Below are 17,426 nucleotides of genomic sequence, written 5' to 3'. Positions count from 1 at the left end.
GATAAATCTCAAGAGCTGCTATTTACATAATATTTAGAAGTGTTCTATTGATAATTGCGATTTATACGTTAATGAAAGTTTGTAATGTGCCTATGTTTTCTATCTCGCATTTGACAATATCGCCTGCTTGAAGGAATCTTGGTGGCTCAAACCCCATTCCAACCCCGCTAGGAGTGCCCATTGAAATAATGCTTCCTGCCTTAAGCGTAAAATAGCTTGAGAGTTCACAAATCACATGAGGAATGTCAAAGATTAGCTTAGACGTGCTGCTTTGTTGGCGCAATTCTCCATTTACATAGCTTTTAATGGCAAGATTATGGGGGTTAAGGGAATCTCGCAATACAATACAAGGACCCAAAGGGAAGCTGCCCTCAAGGCTTTTGCCCGCATACCATTGTTTATGCTTTAGCTGCAAATCGCGCGCAGAAATATCATTAGCAATACTATAACCAAACACAAAATTCATCGCATTTTCCCTTGTTGCATTCATACAATCCCTGCCTATAATCACCACTAGCTCAACCTCATAGTCAAGCTGGCTAGTCTTGTTATTAATGTAAAAACTTGCGTTTGGATTGGCGCATTCATTCACGCGTTTGCCAAAATACACAGCCTGCTCTCTCTTGCCATCAAACGACTCCTTCTTAAAACGCATTGATTCTTTGGCGTGATCCATATAATTAATGCCCAAACAAATAATATCTTGTAAGGGGCTTTTAATGGGCGAGAGAAGCGTAACGTTTTCAAGGGGAATAAGCGGATTATTTGCCTGCAAACACCCCTTTAATTTTTCAAAATGCAAAATAAATTCATTCATATTATTTGTTATATCAAGAGGCATAACCATAGAATCTTTATTCTTAGAATCTGATTTTAGGATTCCCAGAAATTCTATACCATTATCCAAATATCGTATTAGTTTTCCTTTAAGTTTGGCTTGTAACTGCATAATTTTCCTTTATGGGTGTTGCTATATTATATCTTTAGATTCTTTGTTTAATTCTTCATAAAGAATAAAAACTTTTGATGTTCAAGAGATGTTTCACCTGTAAGCAGGGGTTTAGCAGTTCAGAATAACAAATAGAGAATCCCACAACACACAATTAAAGAGATGCTTCTCATATTCATTCAGCATGACAAATAGAGAATTTCCATAAAGATACTTCGCTCTTTCAACATGAGAATAACTTTGTCATGTCTCAAGCATTGCGAAGAATCCCTGCAAAACAACAGAGATACTTCACTTGTTCCGCAAGCTCAGTATGACAATGATTCTTGTCATGTCTTAGGGCTTTATGCCCGAAGAATCTCAAACCCCCGCATCGTCATGTCTCAAGCATTGCGAAGAATTCTTAAGGATTCTAAAGGGATATTTATCCCTGCGGGAATTGTGCAAGTATGGGCAAGAACTTCGTTCGTGTTACTCGCCACCGCTCCCGCATGTTAACGCTCAACATGATAAAAGGGACTTGCCATTTTAAAGTCCTGCAATGCAAGAATGCTACTTGTTGGTAAGATTCTGTTGCTTGTCCCTCTATATTTAATGATAAATTAGAATCTAAATTCATAATTAACTAATATTCGTGGGAAAAAATTATAGAATTTCGAATGCCTGAAAGAGAGATCGATACCGTGATTTTTATCAAATGTAAACACTGCTCCATAGAGATAAGAATGTCCTTGCTCAAAGCTACGAGTGCTCGCATCAAATGCAGGTAAAAAGGTTTTCCCTGATTCTAAGATGTCATATCCTAACCCCAAGTAGGGCAGGATTTGGCGAAACCCCGCATAAATTACTGCATACGCGCCGCCACTTTTGTATACAAGTGTATTCTCTCCTGATGGAAATAACCCGAGTTCATAACTTACCATAAACTTTAGTCCAAATGATATTTCATTGATGTGAAAATATTGGTTGTATCCTAAGGCAACAGCGATTGTGGGAATAATGCGGACTTGCACGATTCCATCCGCAGAAGTCTCAAAGCCCTGTAATCCTACTCCAAACCCTGCTTGAAAAAAAAACAACGCATTAGTTTGAAACAAGTCCTGTTGTGAATCTGGACGTTGATTGTCTAGTGAAACGGTGTTTTCTGAAAAGATATTTGGGAGCGGATCGATTATTTCGTTATTACGGCTAAATTCATTTCTTTGTTGTTTAGGCGCATGTTGCTTGGCAAGGAGTTGTGTTTGAGAAAGATATGCAAAAAGAGATAAACAAAGGAATATTTTATGTGTTATTTGTAAAGACATAGGTTTTACTCCTTAGAATAGCGAAATTCGCCTTGCGACTACTTGTAAGAGCAGTCAATAGCTAGCAATTGATGGGTAGTTGTTTAGTTCATTACGTGATTATATTTTGGCATTACCATTTTTCATTAATGCCTATTAAAATACAGCTAGTTAAGTAGGGTGCCGCACAATAAGAAAATATTTTCTTCCCTTTGCCTAGTTCATGTAACGTTGAATAGTAACGTTGCGCAAATTTAAAATACCTTACTTTTGGGTTTTTGTCTCCTCGCTCATTTGCTAAAATACCGCCGACAGTTACCCCATCTAGCTGATTATGTCCACCCACCCAATCAATATAGAATGCTGATAAGATAATATAACTGCGGTATTTGTGCATTTCACGATATGAGATTTTAGCGTATTGTGTATGCGAAATAATTTTTTTGCTATTGAATCTTACGAAATCTTTCTCGCGAGATTGTTTATCGACTTGTTGGTAGTAAGCTTCAAGCTTCGATGTATTTCTTTTTAAAATAGCAGAGACATCGGGATTTTTCCATGTTTTATCTGGATTGATAACTTCATTAGCAGAAAATATAGGACAAGTTAGAATCAAGAAAAAGGCTATCACCCGCATGAATCTCTCATTATTATTTCCTACGTTCTTGTTGCCATTTGGCTGTAAAGAAGTGCCTAGTCTGCTTTGAACACACCTGAAAAACCTTCTAGTTGATAACTCCACATAGATTCTACGAACCATTTGGCTGCATTAGCAATGCAGCCTTTGAGCTCTTTATTGCCTACCATGCCTATGGCGTAACCTGCGCCTATCGAGCATAAGCTCCCTTGCGGTGTGAAATTAAAGCTAGGTAAAGTGCCTCTCTCTTGTCGTGTATTTTCCTTGTTTGATTGCAAAAGGGATTCCAAGATTGTAGCCACATATTCCCCTTGTTTTTTAGCAATTTGTGCAGTAGGCGGATAGAATCTCCCACTTTGTGGGTCTTTTAAGGCGGCACAATCGCCAATAATAAAAATATTAGACATATCGTGCTCTTGATTGATTGCTTGTAAGTATTCGTTTACTTCGACTTTACTTCTGCCGCTTTTAAAGAATGGTGAGTTTGCGATAACTTCATTCCCTTTGACTCCAGCCGTCCATATAATCGTGTTGGCTTGTATTTCATTTTGCACGCCAGATTGCTCAATGACTACGATTCCTTGTTTGCATTCTAGAATCTTAGAATTAGTGAGCACTTCTATGCCTAGTTCCTTTAGTCTTTGCAAGCCTAGCTGCATAAGATTCTCGCTAAACATAGGAAGAATCTTTGGCATTGCTTCAATGCAAGAGATTTTGACTTTACCAAAATCTATACCTAGATTATCGCATTGCCTATGAATCTCTTGTGCAAGTGAGCCTACAAATTCTATTCCCGTAAATCCACCACCACAAACGATAAAGGCTAAATCATTCTCATCTTTTGTTTGCAAGTAGGATTGCAGCCGTGTGAGAATCTCTTGCGCGATAGCTCTTGCGCTTTGATAGGAAGTAATGCTATGTGTGTATTCTGTAACACCTTTGATACCAAAATTATCCGAGCTAAATCCTAACCCTATAACGAGATAATCATAATCATAGGTTTGCCTACCATACGCTCCTTGCGAATCAATATGTGTTATTGTATCCTCAATGAAAGTAATCTTTTCATGTAGGCAATCTTTAAGCGGAAAGAGTACACTTTTATCATGTTTGCCTGAAGCGACATCATGTAATGCGATGGTTTTATAATGATAAGGATTGTTGTTTATAAGCTGCCATTGTGCTTGTGAAAAAACCTCTGGATTAATACTTGTTAAAAGCCCCATGTTTCCATAACCTGCACCAAGCAAAAGAACTTTTTTCATATTTTTCCTTATATGCGAAAGTATTAAAAATTTGGATTACTTATTTATTCTATCTAAAAATCGCTCTATATGTATTGTTTGATTCTCTAACTTACTCATTATAGGTAATTTTTTTGATAGAATCTTACTTTAGTAAGAAGCTAGGAATCACTATGAATATATGGTTACTACGTTGGCGGACTTTTTATGCACTCAAACGTGCAAGATACTGCTTATTTTTCTTTGTATTTATCACAATTATAAGCCTTTTAGCTCCGATAATAGCGAATGAAAAACCGCTTATTATTCATAAGGATTCTACATGGTATTTTCCGATTTTCAAAGATTATCCCGAACGTGTTTTTGGAGGGGATTTCGACACTTATCCAGATTACAAAGATCCTTTTGTGCGCAATCTCTTTAAAGATTCTTTTGTGATTTATCCGTTGATTAATTATGCTCCTGATAGCATTGATTGGGAGCTTGATGGGATTCCTCCTAGCCCGCCAGATTCAAGACATTTTTTAGGCACTGACGATCAAGGTAGAGATGTAGCTTCTAGGTTGCTTTATGGATTGCGAACTTCATTGTTGTTTGGAATCATACTTAGTGTTTGCACCATTCTATTGGGGATTATTATTGGCGGATTGCAGGGATATTATGGCGGTGCGATAGATTTGTTTGGGCAAAGGATAAGTGAGATATGGGGGGCTGTGCCTACGCTTTTTTTAATCATTATTATTTCTAGCGTGGTTGTTCCAACCTTTTGGATTATTTTAAGTATTATTTTGTTTTTTAGCTGGACTAGTATTGCTAACGTGGTGCGGACAGAGTTTTTACGTACTCGTAATTATGATTATATTAAAGCCGCAAAGTCATTGGGATTTGGGAATCTATACATTGCTTTTGTGCATATTTTACCTAACGCTTTGATTGCTACTGTTACATACTTGCCATTTTTAATTATAGGCAGCATTACAACACTTGCAACATTGGATTTCTTAGGCTTTGGCATGTCATTAGGAAGTGCGAGTTTGGGCGAATTACTTAATCAAGGGAAGAATAACTTGCAATCTCTACATTTAGGAATCACGGGATTTGTAAGCATGGCGTTGGTGTTGTCATCTTTGGTTTTTATTGGAGAGGGGATAAGAGAGTGTTTTGGTAGAAAGCAGAGTTTATAGAGCGATACTTTATGATTCATTGAGAATAGCCATATTTCCAGGTGTGCTTTTATATTTTTTACTTTTAAGAATATTTGGTTTATTGATAGCAAAGAGGAAGCAGAATCCTAAACACACTAAATAAAACCAACTAAATCCATGGAATCCAAAGTTTTTCATAAGAATGCCTAAAAGCAGCGGAGCAAAAAGAGAACCTAATGAATAGCAAAAAAGCACGGCTCTACCTAATTCTACGGTTTTACCTTTATCTGTAAGCATATCATTTGCTCTAGCAAGTGCAAGAGCATAAAGGCAAAATATCCCAGCTCCTAAAAATACAGCTAAAACACATTGTGCGATCAATGACAAATCACATATTACAAAAAGCAGCATCACACAAAAACCAAGTCCGGCACATAGCATAATCGCTAATTTCCTCCCCAATTTGTCTGAAACAAAACCAATACTTGTTTGCGCTAAAAAGCCGCCAAGCATAGCTGACGCAATGAAATAGGACACATTTTGTGCATTAAAATCTTGCAATAGAATAAAAACAGAAGCCATAGAGAAAAACCCATTCACAAGCATGCCAGCAATAAAGCTTGTTACAAGAGCTAGAGGGGCAATGTCAAAAATCTTTGGTAGGGAAATTGGCGTTTTTTGTGGGAGTACAGGCTCTTTTATTCGTATTAAATATAAAGGCAGAGTGGAGAACATAATCAGACATGCGCTAACGGTAAAAACGGAATGCCTTTCTAAATCCAACGCGATAATAAGCACACCGAGACCGGAAGCCAAATAATATACAACTTCATAAAAGCTTAATACGCGCGAACGAACAGAGTTTTTTGCTTTTTCATTGAGCCAAGATTCAATAACCATAAGTACACCATAATAGCAAAAGCCAAGCAATAATCGAAAGAGTGCCCATAAATATAGGTTTTGGGAAAGACTATGTAATAGGCTAGCGATTGCGAAAAGTGCTGCAAAAATCCCAAAAGAACGGATATGCCCTACACGTGAAATGATTCTGTGTCCACCAATAGTTGCCATAAGCGCACCAATAAAAAAGCATGAACTAATTGCGCCGATAGCGATTTCACCCATACCCGAATCTTTCAGAATCACACCTACTGAACTTACAATTAAAGAATTGCCAATAAAGAGAAATGACATACCGATAAAAAGGGCATTCATGGATTTAATAGTGCGTTTTGGACTTGACATAATTTGTCCTTGCATTAAAAGTAATAAAATAAGAAATAAGCTACAAGTATAGCAAAAGGCTAAGATTTTATTACAAAATGTAATACAATTTCGGAATAAATAGCAAGAATGACAAGGGATAGCATGCAGGCATTAAGAAATTTACTCGCACGTTGTGATGTTATTGTAGTTTTTTTTATGTTTTTATTATTGTTTACATTTACTTCCTCTTTCCTTTTTGAGGTTTCTGTGAGTAATTACAAGAGCACAAAGGAAGATTTGCCTATTATTGAGCTTCATAATTGGAGGTTGTATGAAATAGGAAAAAAGTCTGTCAATATTGATATGAAAGGCGCGGTAGCTAAACGATACGCTAATAGAGAGGTTTATCAAGATTTTGAGATGTGTAGACTTAGTGAAGATTCCATAGAAAATCTAAAAGGGCAGGAAGCTATACATAAGGAGGATATTTATGAATTTCCAAAAGGCGTAGAATATAGCAATGCTCCTTTTATCTATTTTTTTTCACAGGCAGGAACATATAATATTGTAACCGAAGCCTTTAGCGGTAAAGGAGAGTTTAGAATCCAAGATCAACAAAGCATTACAATGGGCAAGGATATATTTTATGACAAAAAATCCGATACAATTATCGCGAAACACATCCATTCGCAAATTACACGTTTTGCACATAAAAGTTAATACAAGGCATGATAATGCTTTATAGGTTTTTTTTGATACTTTGTTGTTTCATGATGGGTTATGCGAAAAGCAGCAAAAATACGATTGACATCGTAGCTGAACATTTCAAGAGTGTGGGCAATACGACGACAATTACTGGTGCCGTTAAAATAAAAAAAGGCAATGATACTCTGACTGCAGATACAGTGGTGGTTTATACCGATAAAGAGAGAAAGCCTATTTCATACGAAGCAAAAGGCAATGTTCGTTTTACGTTAATTACTGATGATAAACGTGAATTGCACGGTAAAAGCAAGAGGCTAGTGTATAACGTTGTAAAAGATGAGTATAGATTCTATGATGATGCAGTGGTGCAAGAAGTCGGTAAGCCGAACACGTTAAAAGGAAATGAAATTGTTTTGAGTGGAAATGGTGATTATGCAAATGTTGTAGGCAAAAAAGATGCTCCAGCACGAATTATTTTCTCTCTTGAGAAATAAACTTGATTTAAGGGTTAAGCAAATTTAACATGATTTAACGTAGCTTAACGGGTACAAAATGAGAATCTTTTACACCATAGAATCTATCGTAATAAAGCACTTGATTGCCTTGCAATTTTTCAGAGAAGAATCTTATTCCTCCTTTTGTGTTGGTTGTTAGCAAAATATCCACTGCCAAAGCTGTGGCATAATTAACCCAATCATATTGCAAGTCAGCACTAAGTAAATCACTAAAAGCAAGTAGTTTATTGTTGATTTGATTAATTGCGCTTACGACAAAGATCTTTGTAGAATCTTCTTTGGGGATAAGTCGCAAAAGATATGGATTATAATTCATTTGTGTGGAAAGAAAAGCTATTGGCATGTTCGAAGTATTGCCAATTTGTGGAATAATTAATCCACTTTTTGTAACTGATGTATTTAAAATTATTATACTTTCTTTCAGGTGTTTTTTTATTTTGTTAATAGATTCGGTGAATTTTGTTGCCTTTTTAGAATCGATTGTTTCTGCAATAAAAATATCTTCGGATTGTGCTGCGACGAGGTTACCTAGCATCTTACCAACTAATCCATCATCGTTATAACTAACAATTTTTGCCTTTTTATTATGCGCTAGGTCAAGCAACATTGTGATTTGTTTATTATAGTCTATGCCGCCAAAAAGGATATTTTGTGTATTCAAAGAGGGGGATATGTGCACTTTATTTAACGTGGGGACGAAAACGGGTATAGTAATTTCTGTGCTGTTTATGAGATTTTCCAATCCCTTATTAGTGAGAATGGCTATTATGTAATTGAAATCTTGCTCTTGTATTTGCGCGTATGTTTTTTGAAGGTTAGGGGATTCTTCATTTTGCGAATCAAAAACATTAAATTCAAAATCTCCTCCTTTTGCGATTAAATAGGTAAGAATAGAATCTGCACTGCTTACAGAATAGCGACCAATATTTTTTTGTGGAATAAGTAACGCTATACGTACGGCAGCTTGTGTTTTCTGTGTGGGCAATATTGTAGAATCTAAGAGTTTTGCAGCAAGTTGAAATTTATCTCGCAAAGTTTTATCGCGATTGTCTCGGTATTTCGCTAAAAAGCTAAAGTATAAACCATTGTCAAAGAGTTTATTCAAACAGCTTTTGTTGCATTTTCTCAAATCTAGTTCTACAATTTCTTGGGTTGGAATCGGGAGTGGGGAGATAAAATGTTCTTTTGCCCATACAGAAGTATTGCAAATTACTACAATGCAAATAAGAATTCTATAAAGCATGACTATCCTTAGCTCAAGGCTTTGAAAATAAATTGTAGCATGAATTTAGTAGAAATATTTATGACATTGAGGCGATTAAAGAATTAAAAAGGCTTTACGACAGCCATTATCACGATTCCTATCATTAATAGGGTAGGAATTTCATTAAAAACCCTAAAAAATAACGTGCTTTTATAGTTGTTTGATAAGAGAGCCTTGCGATAAAATCCACAAAAAAAGTGAAAAATAATCAAAAGTGCCACGAAAGTAAGTTTTGCGTGTAGCCAACCACCGGTTGAAAAAAGATGTAGATCTGCTGTGAGCATAAGTGTTCCACTAATAATGGTTAATAGCATGGCTGGGTAGCCGATACCATAATACAATCGCCTCTCTTGTACTTCAACTACTTTTTTAAATGGCTGGTTACTTTTCTCTCTCACATGATAAACAAATAATCTTGGCAAATACAATAAAGCCGCCATCCATGAAATAACGGCGATAATATGGATAGCTTTAAAGACATCATAAAATTCTAATAATTCTAACATGCGGATCCCTTTACATTCAGGCTTGTGTAGATTACTTGTATGGATTATCACAAGATAGCAATCTAAGTAACATGATTCTAGCTCAACAATATAAACTTATTTCTTAATGGGAACAAGAGCCTATATTAATCATAATTGTAAACAAATGTTAAATTATGCACATAAATTGCACATAATAAGCTTTGATTATACATATATAGTGGGAATTCTCAATATCTATACAATAATTACAATAAATGTAATATTATTGTTAATATTTGTAGGTTTTTTATACAAAAAATTCATTATTTATTAATATTTAATTGAATTAATAAACTAAATTAGTAGTTTTTTATAAAAATTAGAGAATTTATTGTTTTTTTATATATAATGAATATAACTATGTATTGAGGAGGTAAGAAATGTCAAAGACTAATTTTCTATTGCAGAATATGAGTAAGGAGCAGCAAGCCGCCTTTCATGAATTTGAAGAATTTATGCGGTTTAAAATGCGCTTTTGTGTTTTTCTTACTGTGATTGTTTTAGGTTGCTATTTTAGTTTTCTAACTTTGGTGGGATTTTTTCCCGATTTTTTGGGGTTAAGCGTGGCTGATTCTCCTATTACTTTGGGCATTATCTTTGGAATCTGTGCCATTTTATTGGGAGTTGTAAGCACGGGGATTTATGGATTTGTAGCAAATATGTTTTTAGATTCTAAGCAAGAAGAAATTATTAAAAAAATGAAAAAAAGCGGTCTTATTTAAGGAGAAAATTATGATATGGCGATTCAATATATCTTTATTATTTTTGTGTGACGCTGTTTTTGGTGCGGCTTTTGATAGCGGTGAGCAGGAGATAGTAAGAAATGAGTTAAATCTTACAGCCGTTATTTTATTTATAGCTTTTGTGTTGGTTACATTGCTAATTACTTATTATTCAAATAAACGAACTCAATCAGCAGCAGCGTTTTTTACTGCGGGCGGCGGGATCTCTGGTTTCCAAAATGGACTTGCTATTTCTGGGGATTATATGAGCGCCGCTGCCTTTTTAGGCTTAACTGCGCTAATTTTTTCTTATGGATTTGACGCGTTGATTTATCCAGTAGGTTGGACTATTGCTTGGCCAGTGATACTATTTTTGATTGCCGAGCGATTTAGGAATCTCGGCAAATTCACTTTTACAGATGTTATTGCGTTAAGATTAGAGGAAAAGCCTATCCGAATCATTGCAGCTCTTAGCACTCTTGTTATCGTTGTGTTCTATTTAATAGCACAGATGGTAGGAGCGGGACAGCTTATACAGACATTATTTGGTTTGCCGTATGCTTTAGCCGTTATTTTTGTTGGAATCTTAATGGTGTGTTATGTTGTTTTTGGTGGGATGCACGCGACTACTTGGGTGCAAATAATCAAAGCGACTTTGCTTTTAGGAGGCACGAGTTTAATGGCTTTGATGATACTTTATCTTTCAAAGTTTGATTTGAAATATTATTTTGATTTAGCGATTAATAATCATCCAAAAGGCGACGCGATAATGAAAGCGGGGGTATTTTTCAAGGATCCTATTGCGACTTTTTCTTTAGGATTAGCCGTTACTTTCGGGACTGCTGGACTCCCTCATATCCTTATGCGCTTTTTTACCGTAAAAGATGCTAGAGAGGCTAGGAAATCTGCCTTCTATGCTACGGGTTTTATAGGTTACTTTTTTATTTTGACATTTATTTTGGGTTTTGGTGCCATAGCCTTTGTGCTTGGAGATCCAAAGTATGTTGATGCAGATGGTAATTTTACGGGTGCTACTAATATGGTCGTAATTATCCTTTCAGAGATTCTAGGTGGCAATGTTTTGTTAGGTTTTATCTCTGCAGTTGCTTTTGCTACGATTTTAGCTGTTGTTGCTGGGCTTTGCATAAGCGGAGCAGGCGCAATAGCCCATGATTTATATACCACTACGTTGAAAAAAGGAGAAGTCGATAGCAAAACGCAAATAAAAGTCAGTAAGATTTCTGCGGTAGTGTTAGGTGTTATTGCGATTGTGTTGGGTTTTCTCTTTGAAAGTCAGAATGTCGCTTTCATTGTAGGGCTCGTGTTTGGCATTGCAGGGAGTGTAAACTTTCCTATCATTTTGCTTTGTATTTATTGGAAAGGCTTGACAACTAGAGGAGTATTTTTAGGTGGGTTATTAGGATTGATTGCGGTGGTAAGTTTTGTTATACTAAGCCCTAGTATGTGGGTAAAGACATTTGGTTTTGAAAAGGCTATTTTCCCTTATGATCATCCAGCGATATTTTCTATTCCCCTAACATTTTTTCTCTTGTGGTTTTTTTCTATTACCGATAAAAGCCCGAGAGCGAAAATTGATAAAGAAGGATTCGAAAGCTTTGATTTCAGAGCGAAAACAGGAATCGGAGCTAGTACAGCAATAGAACATTAAGCAATAAAGCATTCCTATTGCACTCTAATATATTCTCACTATTCACTTCACAACAAACTCCCATTCCCGCTATTTGCGGGATTATTCCCACTGCTTTGTTTGAAAATTGTAATGTTGCTGGATTGAAAAGTTCAGGCTTTTGTGCTTTTGTATGCTTTGATAAATTTTGTGATATGCCGAAGGATAGGTTTTTTTCTTGTGGTAGAGGTTTTCTATTGCCTCATAATGAAGTTTCGTTGTATGTTCGAGATCTTTTTGTTGTTGGTAATTAAAATATAAAGAATGTATAGTACTTATAAATATAAATAGCAAGCCAACAATAACACAAAGGGCAATCTTATACTGCAGAATATAGAAATGTTTAGGAATGAATAATAGACGTCTTAAAGACAATCCGCCAACCGTATAACAGTAATTAATCACTAATATTTTTAGGCAAGCATGCGAATCAAGCTTTTCAAAATTATGCTCTTCTAAAGAATGTAGAGCATCAGAGAGTAAAGATTCTAAAGGAAGAAAATTATTAGCCACGAATGATTGTGTGCTTAAATTACAAACGATAACTTCCCCTAGTGAATCAAGTAAATGAAAGTAATTTTGTAAGGCTATTTTCTTCTCTACTATTATACAAAAGCGGAGAGTACCATGATTGTAGTGCGCTAAAGCATGTTTTTCTTTGTCCTGCAGAATAATTGTATATTGATGTAAATCAGGGAATAGCACAGTAAGTTTGCTGAAGATATCAAAGGGATTGATAAAATACATCTTTTCTTTGGATTTTAAAGATTCTTTGCAAAGCGCGTAAGAATCTACAAAGAATGTTTCAAAATATACATTGGTTTTATCGATAGACTTCATTATGAATTGACATTCGTGAGTTGCTAGAGGAATTTTTGCTTGTTTAGCTTTTGCTATAAGTATCTCATTTTGTTCTCTTTCACGTAATTCTTGTTTCTGTATAACCAATTCCTTATGCTGCAATATATCGAGTGAGAGAATACGTATCTTGCGACGTAGCAGTCTATTCAAATAATAGACAGGTGAAGCGGCATTGTGGGGAAAATGGAAAGTATTTTGTTGCATGAGAGTAGAGAGATTGGCTATATGTTTTTTATTTGGTTGCAATGACGTTTGTTGCAAATTATGCGAAGAATGATGGTCGTAGAAAGAATCGTTGTGAGTTTTTAGAGATTGCGGGATAGAATCAGCAATTTGTTGTTGTCTTATTTTAGGAAAATAGCAATAACATGCACATAGAGAATCAAGTTTTGCTAACATTAATGTTAGCTTTTCGAAGCAAGCACTCCATAAAGATTCTGCCATCACTTAGCTATCCGAATGCTTGTTTATTGCTTAATCACACAAAGGTTGTGCCACCATCAATCACAATAGTTTGTCCTGTAAGCCATGCGCTCTGGGTATTATCACAGAGGAAAAATGCTGCTCCAGCTAAATCTCGAGGGGTCCCCATTCTTTTGAGTGGGCTTTGCGATTCTACTTTTGCCTTAACTTCTTCGTAGTCTGGAAATGCACGTAAAGCATCCGTATCGATAGGTCCTCCACTTACTGCGTTAACTCGAATGTTGTATTCGCCCAAATCTTGCGCAGCGTATTTAACCATTGTTTCGACAGCATTTTTGGAATTTCCGTGTCCAGCATAGTTTGGCATATAGACGAGATTCCCTGTGGAGCTAAGACTTACAATATTGCCGCCACCGACTTTTTGCATTCTTTTTACAGCTTCCTGTGCTCCGACAACAAACGCCAAGACAGTTGCTGTATAAATGTTGTTTAATCCTTTGGGTTTTAAGCGCATAAAAGGAGCAAAACCACCAACGACACTTCGCCCATAAATAATAGCATTTGAGATAAAAAAATCTACTCTTTCGAAGTCTTTATCGATTTGCTCATATAAACCTATATATTGCTCTGGTTCTAAGACATTGAGTGGATAATACTTTGCTTTAATATGGTATTTTGATTCTACATCTTGTGCAATTTTTTGCGCTTCTTCTTCGTTTTTATTGTAAGTGAAAGCGATATTCACACTATTTTGTGCGAATTTATAGAGTATTGCCTTACCTATGCCCCTCGTTGCGCCGCTAATAACAAGTGTTTTACCTTTCATATAATCTGTTGTGTTTGTTAAACTATTATTCATTTTTGTACCTCGTATTTTTCTAAAGCTTTTTCAATTAATTTCATACATTCCCTGCTGGGTTCGCATAATGGCAAGCGATACTCAAGCGTAGGAATTAATCCATGCAGAAACATTGCCGCTTTAATGGGGATAGGATTACTTTGATGAAATAAAGCCTTATTTATACCATAAAGTTTATTAGAAACAGCTAAACTACTTGTGAAATCACCTTTCATTGCGAATCGATAAAGGCTTACAATATCTTGAGGGAAAAGATTCCCTGTTACAGATATTACGCCTTGCCCACCTAAAGATAATATGCTGTAATTTAAGGAATCATCTCCGCTTAGTACTTTGAGACTTGAATCTACGTGCAACATTGCACACACATGTTCAATAGAACCGCTAGCCTCTTTAATGCCATAAATATTTTTTATATCTTGATAGAGTTTGATAATTGTTTCGACTTCAAGACCCACTCCCGTCCTTGATGGCACATTATAAAGCATAATCGGAATATCCACAGATTCTGCGATGGCTTTATAGTGTAGATAGAGACCTTGCTGTGTGGGTTTATTGTAGTAAGGGACGACAGAGAGTATTGCATCGGCACCGCATTTCTGCGCAAATTGCGCGAGTTCAATAGCTTCTATTGTATTATTGCTTCCTGCGCCTGCAAGCACTTTTGCTTTTGTATTTCTGCAGGTTTGCACCGCGATTTCAATACATTCTTTATGTTCAGCATGACTCATAGTTGCGCTTTCGCCTGTTGTGCCAGCAGGTACGCATGCGTCCATACCGTATTGTATTTGTCTTTTTATTAATGCTTCATAAGCTTGTGTGTCAACTTTCCCATTTTTAAAGGGCGTAATTAGCGCGCTCATTGCTCCTAGAACCATTTTTCCTCCTTTTCATGTTGAATGAAATAGAAGAATATTACCTTAAAATCTTTTGATTATTGCCTAATAATGCCATATTGTGCAACAGTGTGTTTGCCATAGACAATATTGATATTGCCGTTACGAATTTGGATTAGTTGATAAGGGGCAGTAGAATCTGTATTGATTCCATAAAAGGCAAGTCTTATGCCTAGATTGCCCTCTACTTGAATATGAGTAATATTTTTGGCATAAAGCTCTTTGGCGATTTCTTTTGCTGCATAAAACGGATAAGCAAAGTTGTGTTCATTACTAAAATAGTAAGTAAGTTTGTTGCCAAACAATATAATGTTTCCAAATATAAGGAATGAAGCAATACATCCTATACGTATGAGATATTTGATTCTAAATTGCGGCAATCGCACTCGCAATTCAGTTTGCATTTTATCGACAAAAACAGGAATACCAACGACTAAGAATGGGATAAAGCTATCGGCTTTAATAGGCTGTCTGATAGACAGCAACAAAACAAAAATAAAACCAATAAAGGCAATAACATTAACAAAGCTAGGAGTATTGTGCAATGTATAGAAATATAAATAGGCACAGTAATACACGAAAAATACAGGCGTAAAGATAATAGCCAGAAATCCAATTGTGTCTAAAAAATAAGATTTCGGCACGCCATAAATAGGGGCAAAAAGATACATGTTGATTCCAAAACATAGAATCGCAAAAATAATTGTCTTATTCTTACGGTAATAAAGAGCATAAAAAAACAATGCCAGACAAAGAATGCTTCCACCAGAATCTAGAAAAATCGCCACAACAAAAAGTGGATAGGCTATACGGTTGTGTATAACCTGCCAATAGATAATAAGCAAGGATAAAAAAATAAGTACGCTAGTATTTGACACAACCAATGCGCTCACACTTATACCTGGAATAAGCATAAAGATTCCCACGCAAAGCAAACTATCTTGAGCCTTTCTTAGCATTTTTAGGGCAATAATGTATAATAAAACACAATTACAGATATGTAAAAGCAGAAAAGGTGCACGTAGTCCAAAATCATTATAAATTGCATGAATTCCCAACCATTGAACAATGCTTACCCCTATGAAGGCTAATTTGTAGCAAAAAGCAGCACTAAATTCTCTGCCTAAATTTGCGTGAGAATCTTGAAAATGGAAAAATCGTATTGCCTCTTGTGAATAGATGCTTGTTTGTGCGATAAACCACAAGAGTAAGAGGCAATTCAAGATCAATAGTATGCAAAAAATCAGATGATTAAAGATTCTTTTGTCGTTGAGGTAAAGGCATGCCATTATGATTCCTTGCCTTAGCCCTCTAAAGTGGAGCTTTTATTGTGGGTAATGTTTCCTGTTCTTTGCTGCGCTTTCCGCATAAATTCTGGTTCTTTTCCTCTTTTCCTCTCAAGGATAGCAACATACTGAAATAGTTCAACGACAGCACTAAATAATTCTTGCGGTATCATTCTATCTACATCAACTAAACGATAAAGCTCTCGGGCTAAAGGCGGATTTTCAACCACCAGTATATCATTTTCCCTCGCTATGCCTTTAATGCGTATGGCAAGATGATCTATTCCTTTGGCTACTACCACAGGAGCAGATTCTTTATCGCTATCAAAACGTAACGCTACCGCGTAATGTGTGGGGTTTGTAACAACAACATTTGCTGTTGGAATAGCACTCATCATTTTATTCATGGCGTTTTTCATCATGATTTGTCTGATTTTTGCTTTTATTTCTTGGTTACCTTCTTGTTGTTTAAATTCGTCTTTAAGCTCTTGCTTGCTCATTCTGAGGCTTTTAATGTATTGATAACGTTTGATAAGGAAATCTATTATTGCCATTACCAAAAAGACTGCGAGCAAAGAGCTAATCAGAATAAGAGCCTTTTGATATAGCCATTTAAGCTGCTCATGCAGTGGTGCCAAAGATATACCCGCTACTTCGTCTAAGAATCCTATAAAGATAAAGAATCCTATGGTAAAGGCAATACCTACTTTGAGAGTAATCATCAAGCCATCGAGTAATTTTTTTAGTGAAAAAAGATTCTTTGCACCTTTAATTGGGTTAATTTTGTCAAGTTTTGGTTGAATGATTTTAAAACTAAGTAAGAAACCGAATTGTGCAACGTTACCTATAATCCCAGCTATTATCAATGCAAGAAAAAAGGGCAATACACATAAAAATACGACTTTAAAAGTTGTAATAGAAAGCGTGAATATATTATTAATAGTGAAATCTATACGGAATAATTTAGTGCATTCTATATAAAGTAATTGCAAATTATGCACCCAAAAGGGGAAGATAATAAATAGCAAAAAAAGCCCGACAATAAGCCCAGCAAAGCCCACTAGATCGGGGCTTTTTGCAATACTACCTTCTTCTCTTGCTTTTTCTATCTTACGTTGGGAAGGGGCGTGGGTTTTTTCTTCTTCTGCCATTTTTTTACTTTCGGGTATTTATGTTATACATTGTAGCACAACAAAAATTTCAAAAGAATTTATCGC

General features: G+C 35.8%; 18 protein-coding genes. 6 read left to right on the top strand and 12 right to left on the bottom strand.

The window, feature by feature from the left end:
- Positions 1-61: 61 nt before the first annotated feature.
- A complete protein-coding gene (locus tag CQA66_RS06660; RefSeq protein WP_104763671.1) occupies positions 62-949 on the bottom strand; it encodes a fumarylacetoacetate hydrolase family protein in 888 nt (295 codons plus the stop codon).
- Positions 950-1,189: 240 nt separating this feature from the next.
- Here CQA66_RS06660 and CQA66_RS09160 point away from each other — a divergent pair, with 240 nt between their 5' ends.
- Positions 1,190-1,447 carry a hypothetical protein gene (locus tag CQA66_RS09160; protein ID WP_147289213.1) on the top strand — a complete coding sequence of 86 codons (258 nt, stop codon included), beginning with the start codon at positions 1,190-1,192 and terminating at the stop codon, positions 1,445-1,447.
- A gap of 104 nt (positions 1,448-1,551) precedes the next feature.
- Here CQA66_RS09160 and CQA66_RS06655 read toward each other — a convergent pair whose 3' ends face one another.
- The 3 genes from CQA66_RS06655 to CQA66_RS06645 all read right to left on the bottom strand — a co-directional run bounded on the left by CQA66_RS06655 (position 1,552) and on the right by CQA66_RS06645 (position 4,134).
- Positions 1,552-2,253, bottom strand: coding sequence for a hypothetical protein (locus CQA66_RS06655; RefSeq protein ID WP_104763672.1), 702 nt, complete (start codon positions 2,251-2,253; stop codon positions 1,552-1,554).
- Positions 2,254-2,365: 112 nt separating this feature from the next.
- Positions 2,366-2,869: a hypothetical protein gene (locus CQA66_RS06650; protein WP_104763673.1), complete on the bottom strand. Its 504-nt coding sequence runs from the start codon at positions 2,867-2,869 to the stop codon at positions 2,366-2,368.
- A gap of 56 nt (positions 2,870-2,925) precedes the next feature.
- On the bottom strand, positions 2,926-4,134 hold the full coding sequence (locus CQA66_RS06645) for an NAD(P)/FAD-dependent oxidoreductase (protein WP_104763674.1): 1,209 nt from the start codon (positions 4,132-4,134) through the stop codon (positions 2,926-2,928).
- A gap of 152 nt (positions 4,135-4,286) precedes the next feature.
- Here CQA66_RS06645 and CQA66_RS06640 point away from each other — a divergent pair, with 152 nt between their 5' ends.
- On the top strand, positions 4,287-5,297 hold the full coding sequence (locus CQA66_RS06640) for an ABC transporter permease (RefSeq protein ID WP_104763675.1): 1,011 nt from the start codon (positions 4,287-4,289) through the stop codon (positions 5,295-5,297).
- A 9-nt stretch (positions 5,298-5,306) separates the two neighbouring features.
- On the opposite strand, the gene CQA66_RS06635 is transcribed toward CQA66_RS06640, so the two are convergent.
- Entirely contained in the window at positions 5,307-6,503 is a 1,197-nt protein-coding gene (locus CQA66_RS06635; protein WP_233707793.1) for an MFS transporter, read from the bottom strand.
- 123 nt (positions 6,504-6,626) lie between these two features.
- On the opposite strand from CQA66_RS06635, the gene CQA66_RS06630 reads away from it, so the two are divergent.
- Both CQA66_RS06630 and lptA read left to right on the top strand, forming a co-directional pair.
- The gene (locus CQA66_RS06630) at positions 6,627-7,184 is read left to right on the top strand and encodes a hypothetical protein (protein ID WP_104763676.1); all 558 of its coding nucleotides are present in this window, start codon (positions 6,627-6,629) and stop codon (positions 7,182-7,184) included.
- Between the two features lie 14 nt (positions 7,185-7,198).
- Positions 7,199-7,663: a lipopolysaccharide transport periplasmic protein LptA gene (gene lptA / locus CQA66_RS06625; protein ID WP_104763677.1), complete on the top strand. Its 465-nt coding sequence runs from the start codon at positions 7,199-7,201 to the stop codon at positions 7,661-7,663.
- Positions 7,664-7,697: 34 nt separating this feature from the next.
- On the opposite strand, the gene CQA66_RS06620 is transcribed toward lptA, so the two are convergent.
- A complete protein-coding gene (locus CQA66_RS06620) occupies positions 7,698-8,927 on the bottom strand; it encodes a hypothetical protein (RefSeq protein ID WP_104763678.1) in 1,230 nt (409 codons plus the stop codon).
- Positions 8,928-9,010: 83 nt separating this feature from the next.
- On the bottom strand, positions 9,011-9,454 hold the full coding sequence (hemJ, locus tag CQA66_RS06615) for a protoporphyrinogen oxidase HemJ (RefSeq protein ID WP_104763679.1): 444 nt from the start codon (positions 9,452-9,454) through the stop codon (positions 9,011-9,013).
- A gap of 401 nt (positions 9,455-9,855) precedes the next feature.
- On the opposite strand from hemJ, the gene CQA66_RS06610 reads away from it, so the two are divergent.
- Positions 9,856-10,197 carry a DUF485 domain-containing protein gene (locus CQA66_RS06610; RefSeq protein WP_104762357.1) on the top strand — a complete coding sequence of 114 codons (342 nt, stop codon included), beginning with the start codon at positions 9,856-9,858 and terminating at the stop codon, positions 10,195-10,197.
- Between the two features lie 10 nt (positions 10,198-10,207).
- Positions 10,208-11,866, top strand: coding sequence for a cation/acetate symporter ActP (actP, locus tag CQA66_RS06605; RefSeq protein WP_104762358.1), 1,659 nt, complete (start codon positions 10,208-10,210; stop codon positions 11,864-11,866).
- 81 nt (positions 11,867-11,947) lie between these two features.
- Here actP and CQA66_RS06600 read toward each other — a convergent pair whose 3' ends face one another.
- From CQA66_RS06600 to flhB, 5 genes are all read right to left on the bottom strand, one after another.
- Positions 11,948-13,144, bottom strand: a complete 1,197-nt coding sequence (locus CQA66_RS06600) for a hypothetical protein (protein WP_104762359.1) — start codon at positions 13,142-13,144, stop codon at positions 11,948-11,950.
- Between the two features lie 79 nt (positions 13,145-13,223).
- Positions 13,224-13,994 carry an enoyl-ACP reductase gene (locus CQA66_RS06595; RefSeq protein ID WP_181882251.1) on the bottom strand — a complete coding sequence of 257 codons (771 nt, stop codon included), beginning with the start codon at positions 13,992-13,994 and terminating at the stop codon, positions 13,224-13,226.
- Between the two features lie 29 nt (positions 13,995-14,023).
- The gene (gene dapA, locus CQA66_RS06590; protein ID WP_104762361.1) at positions 14,024-14,905 is read right to left on the bottom strand and encodes a 4-hydroxy-tetrahydrodipicolinate synthase; all 882 of its coding nucleotides are present in this window, start codon (positions 14,903-14,905) and stop codon (positions 14,024-14,026) included.
- A gap of 56 nt (positions 14,906-14,961) precedes the next feature.
- On the bottom strand, positions 14,962-16,212 hold the full coding sequence (locus CQA66_RS06585; RefSeq protein ID WP_104762362.1) for a hypothetical protein: 1,251 nt from the start codon (positions 16,210-16,212) through the stop codon (positions 14,962-14,964).
- 14 nt (positions 16,213-16,226) lie between these two features.
- A complete protein-coding gene (flhB, locus tag CQA66_RS06580; protein ID WP_104762363.1) occupies positions 16,227-17,360 on the bottom strand; it encodes a flagellar biosynthesis protein FlhB in 1,134 nt (377 codons plus the stop codon).
- Positions 17,361-17,426: the final 66 nt, after the last annotated feature.

This window comes from Helicobacter aurati, assembly GCF_003364265.1.
GTDB lineage: Bacteria > Campylobacterota > Campylobacteria > Campylobacterales > Helicobacteraceae > Helicobacter_A > Helicobacter_A aurati.
This window is presented reverse-complemented; position numbering and strand designations above follow the sequence as displayed.